The sequence below is a fragment of the Dyadobacter sp. NIV53 genome (assembly GCF_019711195.1).
Classification (GTDB): Bacteria; Bacteroidota; Bacteroidia; order Cytophagales; family Spirosomataceae; genus Dyadobacter.
Map to the genome: position 1 here is coordinate 710144 of NZ_CP081299.1, position 17419 is coordinate 727562.

Below are 17419 nucleotides of genomic sequence, written 5' to 3' on the forward strand. Positions count from 1 at the left end.
TCAATAGCTAGAAAAAGCCATTTTCAATCATCTGAGTGGGTTTATTCTTTTATTGAACAGCAACTTCGGCAACTGGCGGGGCAGTAGTTCCACCTGAATTATTGACTGCCGCAGTTTTATTTGCCTGCTGTACAGCCTGTATCGGCGGATCATTTTCCTGGGTTTTCAGCGTCAGGTAGGTTACACTGCTGATACCCGTCAGCGCTAGCAATGTATCGCTCAGTTCGGGCAGTTCGCAACCTTTGGTGATCAGTGATAATTTATATAAATACACGGTAATGGCTATAATTGTCCAGGCGAAATTTTGAAACCGGTGCAGACTTATTCCATTATCATCCGACAAAATATCAATAAAAAAGCCCTGTGAGGGAGAATTCTGATGCCTGTCGCGGTTATCATTGATCTCGTTTTTATCGATCATTGAAGAAGCAACCGCCGTCCCCGCAAAGATGCCCATCAGCACTAATGCGGTCTTATTAATCGCGCCGGCCGCACAATCGCCTTTAAATAACGATAGATAGATATACGCAGAAGAAATAATAACCGTCCACAGCCCAAACTGAACTTTTGTAAGACTAAACGGAGCGTTTTTATCGACCGAGATCCACCTTTGTGATTTCTGCATTTGTTGTGCTTTTGCATCAAAAGCACTTAAATCACTGATTTCATCGCGAAGCAGGTTACTGTAAATAGCCAGACCGAGAAAAAGGGCAGTGATGATCAAAATTACACCAATTGCTACGAGGTGAGCATCATCCGATTCCGTGTAACTGTTGCAGCCACCAGGTACAATACATATTATCAGCAAAAAGATAGCTTTTAAAACAGATTTCATGAGGCAGTTGTTTGGCTAGGTGTCTGATTTGTTTTCATGGAGAGATATCCTTGTATAAATCTGTGAAGACGGTCTTCCAGTCCGTTAAAGCCACCATTAATTCTTTTAGTAATAGCTTTAAAATATTCGAGATTGGCACCTTCGTCAATGGGTTGCAGCAGGTTTATTTTATCTGCAATAGCGTTCAGGTTGGCTTTCGTCCAGAACCATCCCGCACTTAACGCCGCATATTTCAGCTGGTCAGGCGTACATTGTTTAATGTTTTTTCCACCCAGCAGCGTTGGATTGGATATAAAATCCTGCTCCAGCGCATCACTCAGTAATTTATAGTTTGCCCTCCCCGTGATCTGGATCAGCCCGCGGCCCTTGTATTTCACGCCATCACCCGGATGAATATTCCCCAAACCGGCACGTCCTTCATATGCCGCACCACTGGCAAGTTCTTCGGTGTAAAAAAGGCCTCCGCTTTCATGACTGACCTGTGCCATAAAACAAATTTGCCTGCAGGGTGTCAGGATATTGAACCTGTCGAACGTATCATTGAGATAGGGTAAAAAGGTCTGGGCATTTTCGGTTGTTGTACATGCTACAGCCTTTAATTCTAAAACGGTCATCTTGCATCCGATTTAATTTATAACATACAAATGATTGACACATGTTAGATCAGAAACGTGTACATGGCATTTTGAGGTTCTACACTTTAACAATACCGGTGATAGTGCCTATAATCATATTGATCAGCCCATTCCTGAATTTATCGATCTGGACAGCTGCCAATCCTGCCTCTTTTAATGCAACGAGTTCATCCAGTGCTTCCTCCCCTTGCAAAAGAAATTCCAGGTCTTCTTTATTCAGTGCTCCGCTCTCTACTTCTATTGCCCAGCGCTGCAGGTTTTCCTTTATGGTACCCAGTGCCTGTTCCCCGTCTTTTTTAGCCTGGTTTACATACCCGTCTAAAGATTCTTTTGCAACCGACTCTACACCCGTTTGCAGGGACTGATATATCTGATCAAAATTCATTGTTGTCATTTTAAATCTGTTTTAATTGGCAGCAACCTGTGTTGGTTTAATCTTTCCACTTTCAAGCTGGGATATCTGGTCGAAAGAATTACTTACAAGCTGTTGTGTTTCTTTAATAAATGCAGCGTCAAGTGTATTTTCTTTTTGCCATCTTTTTACAAATCCACCAAACAAATGTCCGCTTGAATCTTTCACTATGACCCACATCTTTTCAGAAACATTATTTTTCGGCCTGTTTTTTTCATATTCAAACATTTTATCTATTGCCGTCTGCACTGCAATTACCTCTGTCTTATGGTTCTGATACGGCTCATTGGCGTGGCCCATAACATTGAGGGCGTCTACTTTTAAAGATGTCGCCTGTGTATAGGCATACTGGTCAAATTTTGAGATAGTTGAACAGCCGAAAACTGTTAACAGCACCAACAAGGCTGATCCGTATTGTATAGTTTTACGAGTTAACATCTTTTTGTGAGCTTGCTTTTTGGTGATGAAATAGATGGGCCATACGTTGCCAGAGACAGATTTTTAACTGTCAAACCATAGCTGGAAATTTATAGGAGCGTGTGCCCACTTTACCTGATCGGCCGGTCAGGCAGGAGTTTTTCGGGCTGTATTATCAACTGATCTTTGATCCAAAATTAATCTACCGGAAAAAGCCAGACAATAGCTAAATCAGGCTATTTTTAATACAACAGATTTTCAGACGATATTCTTTTGTATCGCGGTTGCTACTGCTTCTGAAACGCTGTGTACCTGCAATTTCTGGTAAATATTCTTGATATGGTTATTAACAGTAAAGACTGAAATAAACAGTTTGGCCGCTATCATTTTATGGCTCAGCCCATTTACCAGCTCTTTCAAAATATCAGTTTCACGCCTGGAAAGATCAAACAATTCACTATTATTCTTGACTGACTTTTTACTGAAATAATTTAACACCCGCGTGGCAATGCTCGGTGTCATTGGTGCGCCACCATTTATTACTTCTTTTATTCCTTCAATCAGTTTTTCATTACTTGCCTTTTTCAGAATATAACCATGCGCTCCGGCTTTCAGGCAATCGAAGATCTTTTCATCATCCTCAAAAACCGTTTGCATAATAATGTAGGTCGAAGGGAAATATTCGTTCAGTAGTTTCACACCTTCAATCCCGTCAATACCAGGCATGTTAATATCCATCAAAGCCACATCAGGAGGATTGTTTTTGAGATTTTTGACCAGGTTGGTACAATCCTCAAAATCGGCAATACATGTCATTTCCGGCTGTAAACTGATCAGTAGCTTCAATGCGTCGCGCCTTGCCTGATGATCATCAAATATGACAATTTTAATCATTTCTATTGTGTATGGGTAAATATAATGTTGAGTAAATTCATTAAGTGCGAGTGCAAATAACATTACAAATTTACTACGCCGGTTTCACCACGTCAATAGCTCAAATAGGCTAATTATTTTATGGTTACTTAAAAGCTGAGAAACAATTCTGTACCTTTTCCTGGTGCCGAAATTATGTTGAGTTTCCCATTTAAAGCTTCTGCACGGAAATTCATATTGGTCAGCCCATTGCTTTTGGTTCTGACCGCATTCATGTCGAAACCCTGCCCATCATCTTTGATAATCAGGATAATTTCAGAGTTTCTCAGATCAACTGTGATCCAGACATTTTTGCCATTTGCATATTTGGCTATGTTGTTCAGCGCTTCTTTGTATATCAGGTAAAAATCCCTTCTCTTCTCCATTTCAAGTTTCATACGATACAGATGTTCGTTAAAATCAAAATGAAGGGTGTAGCCTTTTGCTTCAAAAAGCTGGTAAGCATGTTCCCTCATGCGATTGATAATGTTTTCGAACGCATCATTTCTTGTATTTATATTCCACACGATGTCATTCATCGACTCCATTATTTCCGTAGCGTGTTCGCTTATCTTTTTCAAAAGCGGCTCATTATCAAAAGTAGAACTGCCCAGCTGATCGTGTAAAATTTTTGAATAAATCGCAATGGTACTGATCGAAGAACCAACCTCGTCATGCAAATCCCTGGCAATGCGGTTACGCAGGGTTTCCAGTTTGGAAAGTTGAAACAAACGGTATCTGTACAATAAATATGTCCCCGACAATGAACCCGTTGTCGACAAAACATAAAACCACCACGTACGCCACCAGGGAGGGATAACGTGAAGGATCATAATTGTTTTGCGTTTGCCCCAGAATCCGTTAAAAAAACTTCCCTGAACAATAAAACGGTAGTCACCCGGATCAAGATTTGTGTAAGTGGCCTCCTGCACAGTTCCGGAATAAATCCAGTCTTTATCAAATTCTTCCATCATATAACGGTAAATAATGGCGCCCTTTTTCCTGTAATCCATTCCGGCAAACTTAAATGTTACCACATTTTGCTGGTATTTAAGCGTCATTTCTTTTGTAAAACCGATGTCTTTTTTAAGCGGGGAATCCGGGTCTTTCAGATTTACTTTTTTATTATTCAGCCTGAAATCTGTAAATATTACAACTGGCGGTTCCAGTGTTTTTATGTCCTTAGGGTCAAAATAATTGATACCGCTCATGCCACCAAAAACCAGCAGTCCTTCTTCGGTTTTACAATAAGCATAACGGTTAAATTCATTGCTTTGCAATCCGTCACTGACACTGAAATTCCTGAATCGCCGAGTAAATGGATTGTACTCTGAAAGCCCTTTATTGGTACTTATCCATAAATTCCCGGCATTGTCGGGTAATATTCCGTAAATGACATTATTGGCCAGACCGTCTTTTGTACTGTATCGTGTAAATTTTCCCGTTAGTTTATTCAGACGGTTCAGGCCGCCACCTTTCGTTCCAATCCATAAAAACTTTTCCGGTTCGCGGACATCGTTACATACGGAATAGATAAAATTGTTACTCAGCGAACTCGTGTCTTTTTCCTGGTACGAATAATAATCTTTCATCCGTGACTTCTCCATATCAAAACTCAGCAATCCATCAACCAGGCCAAGCCATAACGTGCCATTATCTTCATAAATACATTGCAGGAAATCATATTCATAGGAAACTGTTTTGAATGGATATTCAAATCTGGTAAACTTCCCTGACGAAGGACTATACCGGACCAGGTATTTATTGTAGCCCATCCATATATTATTCCTGCTGTCAGCAAAAACAGGAAAGGGCAATATTGCCAGATCCTTAAACGGTATCGGGTAACGTGTTACTTTTTTTGTTTTGGTTTCATACTTTATAATGCCGGCATGTATACCAAGCCAAAGATTTTGGGCGCTATCCTTTGCAAATGAGACAACACCTATTTTCGGGAATTTTTTTTTAATAATTCCGGGTCAATCAACTGGCGGACCGAAACCGGCTGGTTCTTTTTTATTGTGATCTCCTGAAATGTATTGGTAATGATTTTCCCAGGACTGATTTCTAATAACTGGTACGGGTTTAATTCGGGTAATATATGATGGAACAATTCTTTTTCAGGATCATATTTAAGTACACCATAACCGCCGGATCCAATCCAGACCACACCTGAGCGGTCGGTATAAAAAATGGTAGGTGCATTCAATATTTTATTCTGTAATGGGTCATCCGGAAATATATTCTGCACAACACCGGTTTGTAATTGAATCTGCACAATCCTGCTTTTATCCGAAATCCATAATTTATTGTTTTTGTCAATCGTCCAGCTTATCTGAGATCTCTGGTGCTGGTAAATTTCTTTGGCTGTACCAAAATTATAATGCCGGAACTGTATCATTTTTCGGGTATTGAGCAAAAGGTTATGCTGGATTGTATCCTCCAACAAATCCGGTATAAATAAAGAATCCGAAACCGGGTAGCTGTATTTTCTTTTCAGGTTATAGGAATGAACTCCAGTATGATATTTCAATTCCCAGATACTGTTGTTCGTCGTAATTAGAATGTGATTACGGCTGTCTATAAAGATTTTTTCTGAGCCGTACTTATCCTTCCGGGCTTCGAATGCACTGTCCAGTTTAATGTGGGTAAATAAAAAAGTATCACCCGGAAACAAAGTCGAAACAGGTGAATTTTCAGAAGTTTTTCGGGTAGAGATTTCAAGCCGGTCAATACCTTTTTTGGTACGAATCCATAATGCTCCCGTTCTGTCTTCCTTAATATCCTGTATATCGTTGGACCAGATACTATTGGGGCCACCATGGCGGATGTGCCTGAAAACATTATTTTCACGATCAAATAAATCCAGGCCATTGCTGCGGGTACCAATCCATAATCTCCCCTTCGAGTCTTCGAACAGGCTCGTCAGGTCATCACTGCCTATGGATGTGGAATCGTCCGGATCATGATGGTATATTGTGAAACTGGAACCGTCATATTTATTCAGTCCGTCACTGGTTGCAAACCACATCAGGCCCCGGCTATCCTGCTTTATACTGCTTATAAATCCCTGTGAAAGTCCATTATTGATGTTTAATGACTCAAAACTTAATGAGTTGTAAGTTTGTGCGAACGCGTTTGAAATCGTCAGCAATAGAAAAAACAGTATTACATGAAGGCTCTTCTCAAATAGGGTAAGTTTATCAGTTTTATAGCTACCAATTAAAATGTTCACCTATTGCCGTTTATCTTCAAAATCTTACATCTCTATTAAAATATATGCTAATATCAGATAAAAAATATTAAGAATTACCATACTCTAAGTTGATGTGACAGGCGATACTGCTGACCAGAATAGTACAAATCAAAAATGTTTTTTGCAACATCATAAAAAATAAGCAGACAGGTTTTTTCGCCCGCCGCAACAAAAAGTTCACAAATAACTTTAAACGTATAGGCATATACGCTACTTAAATTTATTATTCGGTTTGTGTTTTAAAATGAAAAACTGTATGCTTTCCAATTTTGAATTAAAAAAAGTTACAGGAATTTAAGTACTCCCCGTTGCCGGACTTTAATCATTGCATGTACGCCAAATGACTGACTTGTTGAACCACCCATATTCAAGTTCCAAAGTTTCGTTTACAAACATTTAATCCTTATTTTGGCATGGTATTTGCGCATGTCAAACTTTTTAAATGTACCAAATATAAGTTGGATCATAAATTTTAAAGTTTTGGTATAATTATTGCAAAAAATTAGCTTTCTTACATAGATTTATTTCTATTGTTAATGATAAGACAAATATCATTAATCAAATAACGGCGGGTTCACTGTTGCAAAACAGCAAAATCATATTTTTTGGCAATTAAGAGTTTACTAATATTGGTTCCCGGATACAATATGATAACAATAGCGGTCATTGATAAATATCCATTATTGCGTAAATGGGTGGCTTATATCTTAGATAGTCATTTCTCTAAGTCTGCCATTTTTGAAGCAAAAAGTGTACATGCATTTCTGAAAACTTATCCGGATTGCTTGCCTGAACTAATTATTCTGGAAATTGGCCAGAACAGCTCGATAGCACAGAACCGGAATTTTATTAAACTTATTAAAAGCAAAAAACCGTTCGCCACACTCATAGTATATGACGAAGAATATTCCGATGCGCCCATGGTTCTGCAATATATTAATGCAGGGGCAAACGGTTATTTATCCAAAAAAATTCAGTAGATGAATTAAAAGAATGTATTGAAACCGTATTGGATGGAAACGAGTACATAAGCGAAAGTTTCTGGGATTGATGAGTTTCTAGGTTTAATTTATATCATTTAACGAACGGATCTTTATTTGCAACTATGTTGCAAATAAAGATCCGTTTTTCCATATTGCAGTCTGGTTGGTATGATTCAGAAAGTCAATTTTAATCGATATGGAAGAAAATAAAAATTATGATGTAGTAATTATTGGAGGAAGTTATGCCGGATTATCGGCGGCAATGAGCCTGGGAAGGGCTATCAGAAAAGTTCTGATGATCGACAATGGTAAGCCTTGCAATATCCAAACGCCTCATTCACACAATTTTATTACCCACGACGGAAACACTCCCGCTATTATTGCGGCACAAGCCAAAGCACAGGTCATGGCCTACCCTACTATTCGGTTTTTGCAGGATGAGGTCACAGCGGTTCAGGGTGAAAACAATCAGTTTATTGTATCTACCGGAAGTGTAGAAAATATAATTGCAGGAAAAATACTTTTTACTACCGGTGTAAAAGACCTGATGCCTGACATTCCCGGCCTTGCAGCATGCTGGGGTATTTCTGTAATTCATTGTCCGTATTGTCACGGCTATGAATACCGGCAACAGCGGACGGGCATAATGGCCAACGGTGATATAGCTTTTGAATTCAGCAAGCTGGTCAAAAACTGGACAAACGATCTCACCATTTTCACCAATGGAAAATCTGCCATAACAACAGCGCAGCAGGATCAGTTATCAGCATTAGGTATAAACATTGTAGAAAAGCCATTTCAAAAAATCGAACACCAGGATGGCTATCTGACCAGCATTGTATTTACCGATGGAGAAATTTTTCATCTCGATGCCCTCTATGCCAAATTGCCATTTAAACAGCATTGTACGATCCCCGAAAATCTGGGCTGTGTTTTGAATGAATCCGGATACATCCAGGTCGATGCTTTTCAGAAAACTTCTGTTCCGGGTATTTATGCAGCAGGGGACAATACAACCGCGTTTCGTTCAGTTGCCCTTGCCGTTTCAGCCGGATCTATGGCTGGTGCTTTTATTAACAAGGAACTTGTTGAGGAAATGGTTTATTAAGGTTAAAAACCGCTATACTCATCTTTACTTTTCAACAATAAGATACTGGTATTTATCTATTTAAGGTAAATAATACCAATATCTTAATGCTGCTCCTACGATTTTAGAACTGAAAAACGATAACCTAAACCAGCTTCGATATGATGCTAGTCGGTAATATCCTTTTATTAGTGAAAGTCACCAGTTTTTTACCAATTATTCGAGTGAAAAACGCTGATAATAGTACAGTTTTATCCATTCCTAATACTATTTTATCACAATCATACATTTTCATTAATATTTTATATTTAAAAATCGAATCAGTAATCTTTATGTTTATATTTATAAAAAATAATCATTCATTACTATAAAATCCGGTGGCTTAAAAAATTTAGCCTGTTTTTAAAAGCCATAATTGTACCTTTTTTTGAAGTGTCTTTTCAACATTTAATTACTCAGTGTTATGAAAAAAAATTACAATTCCTTTACATTTTAAAAGGCAAATTGTTGTCCGGGGTTCTTGCTCTGCTGTTAATGCCTTTTGGTTTTGTATCTGCCGGGTCATTCGCTGACCAACAGGTTTCCGGTAAGGTAACCACCGAGAACGGAGAAATTTTACCTGGTGTAAATGTTACGCTTAAAGGCAGCAGTGTTGGTACAAGCACTGATGCAAAAGGTGAATACAGCCTGATGGTGCCTTCCGACAAAAGTGTTCTGGTTTTTAGTTTTATAGGTTATGCCAAACAGGAATTTACGGTTGGTAACAGGGCCCGGATTGATATACAGTTAATACCCGAAAACCAGGCACTGGAAGAAATGGTGGTAATCGGTTACGGTTCTCAAAAGAAATCATCGCTGACCGGCGCGGTTTCCTCCGTTTCACCAAAAGAACTTACTGCGCTTCCGGTAATCAGTGCGGAACAGGCTTTGCAGGGACGTGTGCCGGGTGTCCGCGTTGTAAATAATGGCAGCCCTGGACAAACACCAATTGTACGTATAAGGGGTATAGGTTCAATTAATTATGCATCCGGCCCGCTTTATGTGATCGACGGTATTCCTGCGGGAGACCTGAACAATCTGGATCCAAAGGATATTGAATCCCTGGAAGTATTGAAAGATGCCAGTTCTGCGGCTATTTATGGTTCCAGGGCTTCCAATGGTGTAATCATAATTACTACGAAAAAAGGGTCAAAAGACGGAAAACTGCACGTAAGCCTGGATACGTATTTTGGAACTCAGTCTGCATGGAAAAAACTGGATGTACTGAACACAGACCAATATATTCAGTATGCAACGGCACTTCTGGGCAATGCAGGAATAGCAATGCCGGGCCGTCTTTCCGACCTGAACCAGCCGGTTTACAATGGAGCTACGCAAACTTTTGCCCAGACCAATACCAACTGGCAGGACGTTATGTTCAGAAGTTCTCCAATCCAGCAGCATCAGGTAGCAGTTTCAGGTGGAAATAATGTTTCACGTTTCTTTACCTCAGTCGGCTATCTTGACCAGGAGGGAATATTAATCGGTACCAATTACAAACGCGCCAACGTTCGTTTGAACTCGGATCATCAGGTCACTAAATTCCTGAACTTCGGCCAAACGCTTACAGTATCCTACGACAAAACACGTGGTGAGCAAGGCTTTGGCGGTGGCCGTACGGCTGTAATGCAGATGATCCGGAATTTACCGTACTGGCCGGTAAGTGATCCGACAAAGCCGGGCGGTTACAGTTCTCCTACCTCGGCGGATGGCAGTGACCCGGATAATCCCGTACGTATCGCCCTTCAGGATGTGACACGCACGCAACATATTAAAGTGCTCGGTTCTATTTTCGCTGAACTGAAACTGACAAGCTTTTTAAAATACCGTTTCAGTCTGGGTACAGATATTGTGTCGGCTATCACAACAAACCGTTTTCCTATTTATAATGACGGTTTCAAATCACGCAGCCAGTACGAATTGCGCGACAGCCGCACCAGCTATTTTTCACCGGTTATCACGAACCAGCTGACCTTTGACAAATCATTCGGCAAACACCAGATCAACCTTACCGGTATTCTGGATAAACAAACGTTCAGGACTAATACAATAAATGGCTCCGGTTACAGGCCAAATAATGATATTGACGAAATGCAGGGAACATCCAATCCCAACTCGACTACTTCACTCGACGAAAGTTCTCTGATCTCATACGTTGGAAGGTTAAATTATGAATTTGCAAGCAAATATTTGTTGAGCGCGTCCATCCGTCGTGACGGTTCTTCCAGGTTTGCTCCCGGAAATAAATGGGGAACTTTTCCTTCCGTCTCTTTGGGCTGGCGTTTGAGCGAAGAAGAATTCCTGAAAGCCGTTCCTGCCATTTCAGAACTGAAAATCCGTGCCAGTTATGGACAGACTGGTTTTAACGGAATTGGAAGTTATGCGTGGCAATCACTGGTTTCGGCTGATAATTCGAATTATGTGTTCGGAGGAAACAAAGTGTTAGGTTCGTATTTCAGCTCACTGGGAAATACGCAGCTTAAATGGGAAAGCACAACCATGACCAACCTTGGGGTTGACGTCGCGCTTTTTAATAACAGTGTCACCTTCACCGCAGAAACTTACAACCGTAAAACGGACGGACTGCTTTTGCAGGTTCCGATCCCTAACTCGATTGGTTACTCTACTTCTCCCCTTTCCAACATCGGAAGTATGAAAAACTGGGGATATGAATTTCAACTGGGATACAGTAAAAACGATGGAGATTTTAAATGGAATGCATCTGTAAACCTGGATATTACGCGCAACAAAGTGTTAAGCCTGGCTACCCCAAGCGCCGCTTTGTTTTCAGGCAGTAATTCCGATTTCGGTGGTTTTGATGTAACAAAAACTGAAACTGATCATCCAATCCAGTCTTTCTTTGGCTGGCAGGTAGACGGTATTTTCCAGAACCAGGGTGAAATTGACACATATAATGCGAAAGACGGAGATGACAAAACCAAATACCAGGACCAGGCTGCACCGGGAGATATCCGCTTCAAGGACCTGAACGGTGATGGCAAAATCGATGCAAGTGACAGAACTTATATCGGCAGTTTTATTCCTAAATTCAGTTACGGCGGCAATTTTGGCGGAAGTTTCAAAAACTTTGATTTCACCGTTTATCTTCAGGGCGTTCAGGGAAACAAAATTTACAACGGAACGAAGGTGATCGAACAGGGAATGCTTCGTTTATTCAATGCCGGAACGGATGTGCTCAATGCCTGGACTCCAACATATACTGATACGGACGTGCCAAGGGCAATTAGCGGTGATCCAAACAATAACAGCCGCACCAGTGACAGGTTTGTTGAAAATGGCTCCTACATGCGTATTAAAAATTTCAGTATTGGTTACACAATTCCTGCCAAAACTTTGGCTTCATTAACGCATGACGCCATCACAAAAGCACGCATCTACGTATCGGCTACCAACCTGCTGACTTTTACCAAATACTCGGGGCTGGACCCTGAAATTGGTGTAAACGGCTCTTCCAATGACTCGGCCACACAGCTGATCAATGGCATTGATTATGGAATGTATCCTCAGCCCAGGACTTTGCAGGTTGGCCTGAGTGTTGGTTTTTAAATGTGAAAATTTCAAAAAAATATTAAAATAAAATGAAAAGGAACCTGATATTCACATACGCTCTGATGCTGGGGATTGTGTTCGGCTGCAATGATGATGCGCTGGACAAACTCAACCCAAACGGAGTAACAGTAGACGGATTTTACAAAAACGGATCGGAGCTTTCCAGTGGTGTAACTAGTGTATATTCCATGCTAAAAGCCAATAACCTGGTTGCAAGGGAATGGTTTTTTACCCACGACCTGCGTAGCGATGACGTCGCAGCGGGAGGCGGACAACTTGAAACTCCCCGGAACCAGCTCTTGTTAGGAACACATGATACCGGAAACTCAGTAATGGGGACAGTATGGCTGGCTTATTACCGCCTGATCCACAGAGCCAATTCAGTTGTTGACAACTCCACCAAAGTAACGGATCTGTCTGATACAGATAAAAACAGGTTATTGGCAGAAGCACGTTTTTTGAGAGCTTACGCTTATTACGAACTCGCCAGTATGTGGGGCGGGGTGCCTTTATACAAAAATTACGTTTTAACAGTTGACGGCAGTTTGCCCAGGTCCCCGCAGGCAGAAGTATTTGATTATGCTATTGCCGAACTTACAGCAATTCAGGCCGATCTGCCTGCAACTTATGATGCTGCCAATCAGGGAAGAGCAACCAAAGGCGCTGCCCAGATGCTGCTGGCACGTGTTTATCTTCAAAAAGGTGATTATCCCAATGCAAAAACTGAACTGCTGAAAGTGTACAGTTCCGGTACTTACGCGCTGGTTGATAATTACAACGATAACTTTTTAGAAGAAACGGAATTCAACAAGGAATCAATCTTTGAGGTTAACTTCTTCCCATCAGGTGGCGTTTACAATTGGGATGGAGATGGAAACGGAGCAACTGCGGGTACTGAAACGGTTAGAACCCAGGAATATTCTGCAATCGGATGGCGAAATGTAATTCCTTCCAACGCTTTGTTATCAGATTTTGAAAAAACGACTAAAGGCGATACGAAAACGGATCCGCGTTATGACTTTTCATTTTATTTCACCGGGGAGAAATACAACAACGGAGCTAATACACTGACCGACGGCCAGCAAAATGGTAATTCATCGGTAGTGGATGGGGTGACGCAAAAGGTGAGCTGGCAGAAATATTCTCTGATGTATAAAATGAATGAATCCTTTCTGACCGGTGGTATCAATCAGCGTATTATGCGTTTTGCTGAAACGATCCTTTCTCTTGCGGAAGTCGAAAACGAAGCAGGAAACATTACAGAAGCAGTAAAATACCTGAACATGATACGCGCGCGTAAAAGTGTGAGCATGCCTGCTTATCCAACGGCAAGATTTCCGGTAACCACAAAAGACCAGGTTTTCGCAGCCATTATGCACGAAAGGCGGGTTGAACACAGCGGAGAGCAAATCCGTAACAGGGATATTTTAAGATGGAGAAAACTTGGAAAACTAAAAGCAGAGCCACTGAGTTATTTTCAGGCCAATAAACATGAGTTATTACCAATTCCGCAACAGGAAGTTGATAACAATTCTAAAATTGAACCAGCAGACCAAAATCCCGGATATTAATTAAAAGTGCTTAGCCACGAATCCACTAATTTACACGAATGGTTTTTACAGCAATCGTACAAATTAGTGGATTCGTGGCTAAAAAAATTCAGTAACCAAAGATATCTGAGGGTAAAAAAACTGAATAAATCATTACCTTTTACAATGAAAAAAATACTTGCCTCCCTCCTTTTACCAGCTATCATATTCAGTTTGACGGATTGCAGCAAGAAAAAAGAAGCCCTTTTTGAAGCACATTACTCAAATGAAACAAAAATTAATTTCTCCAATAAGCTAACGCCCAACGATTCCATTAATCCATTCACATTTACTAATTTTTATAACGGAGGTGGTGTCGGAATTGGCGATGTCAATAATGATGGCAAAGCTGATATTTTCTTTGGCGGTAACCAGGTGAGCTGCAGGCTTTATCTCAGCAAAATTGACACGCTGAATAAAAAATGGGAATTCGAGGATATTACTGAAATGGCCGGTGTGAAAACCGATCGCTGGTGTACGGGTATTTCGATGGTTGATATTAACCAGGATGGACTGCTCGATATTTATGTGAGTGTTGCCAAACATACACGAATGCGCAATAGCGAAAACCTTCTTTTTGTTAATCAGGGAATTGGTAAGGGCAAAATTCCTGTTTTTAAGGAAATGGCCAAAGATTATGGCCTGGATGACAATTCCTTTACAGTACAAACTGCATTTTTTGATGCTGATCTGGATGGAGACCTGGATGCATACCTGATGAACTCAGCACCCGATCTGCAAAACCCTAATTATCTGCGGCAAACCTATAATGATGGCTCCTATCCCAGCACAGGAAAACTTTATCTTAATGAAGGATCAGGAAAAAATGGATTGCCGGTTTACACCAATATCTCCGGAGAAGCCGGTGTAAAATACGAAGGCCTGGGACTTGGACTGGCAATCAGTGATCTGAACAAGGACGGTTTTCCTGATATATATTGTTCCAATGACTTCATCAGCAGTGATATTTTATACCTGAATTCGGGATTGACAAAAAACAAAAAACCTGCTTTTGGGAATGTGATCAAACAGGCCACTGCACACACAAGTTTGTACGGAATGGGGCTGGATATTGCGGACATCAACAATGATACTTATCCTGACATTATACAGCTCGACATGCTTCCTGAAGACAATTTCCGTCAAAAGAAAATGCTTGCAGGCCAGGATTATGACCGCAAAGAAATGAGCATTTCACCGCAGTATGATTACCAGCTGCAATACATGCGCAATATGCTTCAGCTTAACCTGGGAAATATTTCAGGGCAAAACAAAAAAGCTAATTCACTTGTTTTCAGCGAAATCGGGCTATTGGCCGGCATTGCAAAAACTGACTGGAGCTGGGCACCGTTGATTGCTGATTATGACAACGACGGATGGAAAGATGTATTTATTACCAACGGTTATCGCAGGGACGTAACCGACCGGGATTTTATTTTGTACAAGGAAGATTTTTCGAATTTTGGCACCAATAATTTTAAACAGCAGAATGCACTCGAACTGATCGAAAAAGTACCGGAAGTAAAAATTGCCAACTACGCATACCGCAACTCCGGTGACCTTACTTTTGCCAATGTTTCAGAAAACTGGGGACTGAATGAATTATCATACTCAAACGGAGCAGCCTATGCAGACCTGGACGGAGACGGAGATCTGGATATGGTTGTAAATAATATTGATTCGGAAGCATTTGTGTATCAGAATACAGCCAGTGAAAAAGGGAATGGTAATTACCTGAATATTACGCTAAAAGGGGAAAAGGGAAACCTCCAGGGCATCGGGAGTAAGGTCACGATCTGGGCCGGTGGCACTGTACAATATTCCGAACTTTCTGTGGTCAGGAGTTTTCAGTCTTCCGTTGATCCGATGCTGCATTTTGGAACAGGAAATAAAAAATTTATAGATAGTATTGAAGTTATTTGGCCGGGAGGAATGAGCCAGAAACTGTCTAAAATCCCTGTGAACCAGCGACTAGTAATTTCTAAAAAGAATGCTTCCCTTTTAGAAAAACCGCAGGAAAAATCAGTTCAGCAAACCTATTTTACTGATATTACCGACGAGGTAAATATTGATTTTAATCACACTGCATCCGGTTTTGTTGATTTTAAACAAACTGCTGCTTTACACAAAATGTTATCCAAAAATGGTTTCCCCATGGCTGTGGCCGATGTGAACAACGATGGCCTGGATGATATTTTTGTTGGTGGCAGTTATCTGAAAGGCAAACCTACCCTTCTTTTGCAGCAAACTTCGGGTAAATTTAAAAAACAAATCATCGCACAGGATTCACTGCATGAAAATGTGGCCGGGATCTTTTTCGATGCGGACGGAGATAAAGACGTCGATTTATTTATTGTGAACGGTGGAAACCAGCTTCCGGTTTCTGACAAATCCTATTATACTTCCCAGTTATATTTGAATGATGGCAAAGGAAATTTTCAGCTCGCACCTGCCGGCACTTTGCCCGATTTTTCTTTAAGCGGTTCATGTATTGCCTCGAATGATTTTGATAAGGACGGAGACCAGGATCTTTTCATCGGAGGGCGAATGATTCCCGGAAAATATCCCCTGCCGGCACGAAGTTATTTGTTACGGAATGACACCATGAATGGCATAGCAAAATTCACTGATGTAACCAGGCAGTTTTGCCCCGGCTTACTTCAGGCTGGTTTGGTTTGTACAGCATTATGGGCGGACACAAATGGAGACGGATTCGATGATCTGGTACTGGCAGGTGAATGGATGCCTGTTAATATTTATGAAAGTAAAAAAGGGAAATCATTTCAAATTGCTTCATTACAAAACGGGCTAAGACTACATACAGGCTGGTGGAATAATCTTGCAGCAGCCGATTTTGATAAAGATGGTGACGTCGATTTTATTGCCGGAAATGAAGGACTGAATACTTTTTACCGGGCATCCGAAAAAGAGCCAATGAAAATCGTAGCAAAGGATTTCAATAATGATGGCGTATTTGACCCGCTGATGGGTTATTTTATTCAGGGAGTTCGTTACCCGAGCGTTCCGCGTGATGCTTTAAACCAGCAGGTGATTCAGTTCAGGAGAAAATTTGCACATTATGCCGATTACGCCAAAGTCAGCTTTGAGGAATTGCTGAACAGTGAAGAAAAAAGGAGGCTTATCAGGCCGAAGTTACCACACTCCGGAGCGCCTATTTCGAAAATCTGGGTAATGGAAATTTCAAAATGCATCCTTTGCCTATTGAGGCACAGAAAGCTCCGGTATTTGGTATTGCAGTGAAGGACGTAAATGCCGACGGGAATCCCGATGTTATTTTAAGCGGCAATTTTTATCCCAATGAAGTAAATATGGGAAGGCAGGATGCATCCATTGGACTGTTGCTTCTGGGTAATGGCAAAGGAAAGTTTTCAAGTGTTGGCAGTTCCAAAAGCGGACTTTTCATACAGGGGGACGCGCGTAAAAGCATTTTTATGAAAGGACCTGACAACAAACAATGGCTGCTGACGGCAATAAATTCAGGAAAAATCAGAATCAACAGATTGAATGGCCAATAATACAATTGCAAAGTTTCGTGCGCATTTCGAATCCTAAACTGTTGGTTATTAGACGGAATTCTAAACGATATCATTTAGAATTCCTTTTTTTGATCAAATAAAGAATTGCTTGCCCGAAATTGTTGTATTGTAAGAACAAATCCCGGCA

At 40.8% G+C, this 17419-nt stretch carries 13 protein-coding genes; 6 read left to right on the plus strand and 7 right to left on the minus strand.

Annotated elements, in window-relative coordinates:
* Positions 1 to 49: 49 nt before the first annotated feature.
* The 7 genes from KZC02_RS02850 to KZC02_RS02880 form a co-directional block, all read right to left on the minus strand.
* Positions 50 to 835, minus strand: a complete 786-nt coding sequence (locus tag KZC02_RS02850; RefSeq protein ID WP_221392719.1) for a hypothetical protein — start codon at positions 833 to 835, stop codon at positions 50 to 52.
* Entirely contained in the window at positions 832 to 1449 is a 618-nt protein-coding gene (locus KZC02_RS02855) for a hypothetical protein (RefSeq protein ID WP_221392720.1), read from the minus strand. The genes KZC02_RS02850 and KZC02_RS02855 overlap by 4 nt, the downstream gene beginning before the upstream one ends.
* Before the next feature lie 79 nt (positions 1450 to 1528).
* Entirely contained in the window at positions 1529 to 1864 is a 336-nt protein-coding gene (locus KZC02_RS02860; protein ID WP_221392721.1) for a hypothetical protein, read from the minus strand.
* 12 nt (positions 1865 to 1876) lie between these two features.
* Positions 1877 to 2320 (minus strand): hypothetical protein, encoded by a 444-nt coding sequence (locus KZC02_RS02865; RefSeq protein ID WP_221392722.1) that lies wholly within the window; start codon positions 2318 to 2320, stop codon positions 1877 to 1879.
* A 237-nt stretch (positions 2321 to 2557) separates the two neighbouring features.
* Complete coding sequence (locus tag KZC02_RS02870) at positions 2558 to 3193, minus strand: response regulator transcription factor (RefSeq protein WP_221392723.1); 636 nt, start codon at positions 3191 to 3193, stop codon at positions 2558 to 2560.
* Between the two features lie 128 nt (positions 3194 to 3321).
* The gene (locus KZC02_RS02875) at positions 3322 to 5028 is read right to left on the minus strand and encodes a sensor histidine kinase (RefSeq protein WP_221392724.1); all 1707 of its coding nucleotides are present in this window, start codon (positions 5026 to 5028) and stop codon (positions 3322 to 3324) included.
* A 128-nt stretch (positions 5029 to 5156) separates the two neighbouring features.
* Positions 5157 to 6446 carry a two-component regulator propeller domain-containing protein gene (locus KZC02_RS02880; protein ID WP_221392725.1) on the minus strand — a complete coding sequence of 430 codons (1290 nt, stop codon included), beginning with the start codon at positions 6444 to 6446 and terminating at the stop codon, positions 5157 to 5159.
* A 668-nt stretch (positions 6447 to 7114) separates the two neighbouring features.
* Here KZC02_RS02880 and KZC02_RS02885 point away from each other — a divergent pair.
* From KZC02_RS02885 to KZC02_RS02910, 6 genes are all read left to right on the plus strand, one after another.
* Positions 7115 to 7447 (plus strand): hypothetical protein, encoded by a 333-nt coding sequence (locus KZC02_RS02885; protein WP_221392726.1) that lies wholly within the window; start codon positions 7115 to 7117, stop codon positions 7445 to 7447.
* A gap of 199 nt (positions 7448 to 7646) precedes the next feature.
* Positions 7647 to 8558, plus strand: a complete 912-nt coding sequence (locus KZC02_RS02890; protein WP_221392727.1) for an NAD(P)/FAD-dependent oxidoreductase — start codon at positions 7647 to 7649, stop codon at positions 8556 to 8558.
* 486 nt (positions 8559 to 9044) lie between these two features.
* Positions 9045 to 12143, plus strand: a complete 3099-nt coding sequence (locus KZC02_RS02895; RefSeq protein WP_229253973.1) for a TonB-dependent receptor — start codon at positions 9045 to 9047, stop codon at positions 12141 to 12143.
* Positions 12144 to 12175: 32 nt separating this feature from the next.
* Positions 12176 to 13717 (plus strand): RagB/SusD family nutrient uptake outer membrane protein, encoded by a 1542-nt coding sequence (locus tag KZC02_RS02900; protein ID WP_221392728.1) that lies wholly within the window; start codon positions 12176 to 12178, stop codon positions 13715 to 13717.
* A 144-nt stretch (positions 13718 to 13861) separates the two neighbouring features.
* Complete coding sequence (locus tag KZC02_RS02905) at positions 13862 to 16996, plus strand: VCBS repeat-containing protein (RefSeq protein ID WP_221392729.1); 3135 nt, start codon at positions 13862 to 13864, stop codon at positions 16994 to 16996.
* The gene (locus KZC02_RS02910; protein ID WP_221392730.1) at positions 16951 to 17271 is read left to right on the plus strand and encodes a hypothetical protein; all 321 of its coding nucleotides are present in this window, start codon (positions 16951 to 16953) and stop codon (positions 17269 to 17271) included. Before KZC02_RS02905 ends, KZC02_RS02910 begins: the two co-directional genes overlap by 46 nt.
* Positions 17272 to 17419 lie beyond the last annotated feature (148 nt).

What these genes read in the sequence shown, in the direction of transcription:
- KZC02_RS02850 (WP_221392719.1), bottom strand. Translation starts at nt 835, where the DNA reads ATGAAATCTGTTTTAAAAGCTATCTTTTTGCTGATAATATGTATTGTA.
- KZC02_RS02855 (WP_221392720.1), bottom strand. Translation starts at nt 1,449, where the DNA reads ATGACCGTTTTAGAATTAAAGGCTGTAGCATGTACAACAACCGAAAAT.
- KZC02_RS02860 (WP_221392721.1), bottom strand. Translation starts at nt 1,864, where the DNA reads ATGACAACAATGAATTTTGATCAGATATATCAGTCCCTGCAAACGGGT.
- KZC02_RS02865 (WP_221392722.1), bottom strand. Translation starts at nt 2,320, where the DNA reads ATGTTAACTCGTAAAACTATACAATACGGATCAGCCTTGTTGGTGCTG.
- KZC02_RS02870 (WP_221392723.1), bottom strand. Translation starts at nt 3,193, where the DNA reads ATGATTAAAATTGTCATATTTGATGATCATCAGGCAAGGCGCGACGCA.
- KZC02_RS02885 (WP_221392726.1), top strand. Translation starts at nt 7,115, where the DNA reads ATGATAACAATAGCGGTCATTGATAAATATCCATTATTGCGTAAATGG.
- KZC02_RS02890 (WP_221392727.1), top strand. Translation starts at nt 7,647, where the DNA reads ATGGAAGAAAATAAAAATTATGATGTAGTAATTATTGGAGGAAGTTAT.
- KZC02_RS02900 (WP_221392728.1), top strand. Translation starts at nt 12,176, where the DNA reads ATGAAAAGGAACCTGATATTCACATACGCTCTGATGCTGGGGATTGTG.
- KZC02_RS02905 (WP_221392729.1), top strand. Translation starts at nt 13,862, where the DNA reads ATGAAAAAAATACTTGCCTCCCTCCTTTTACCAGCTATCATATTCAGT.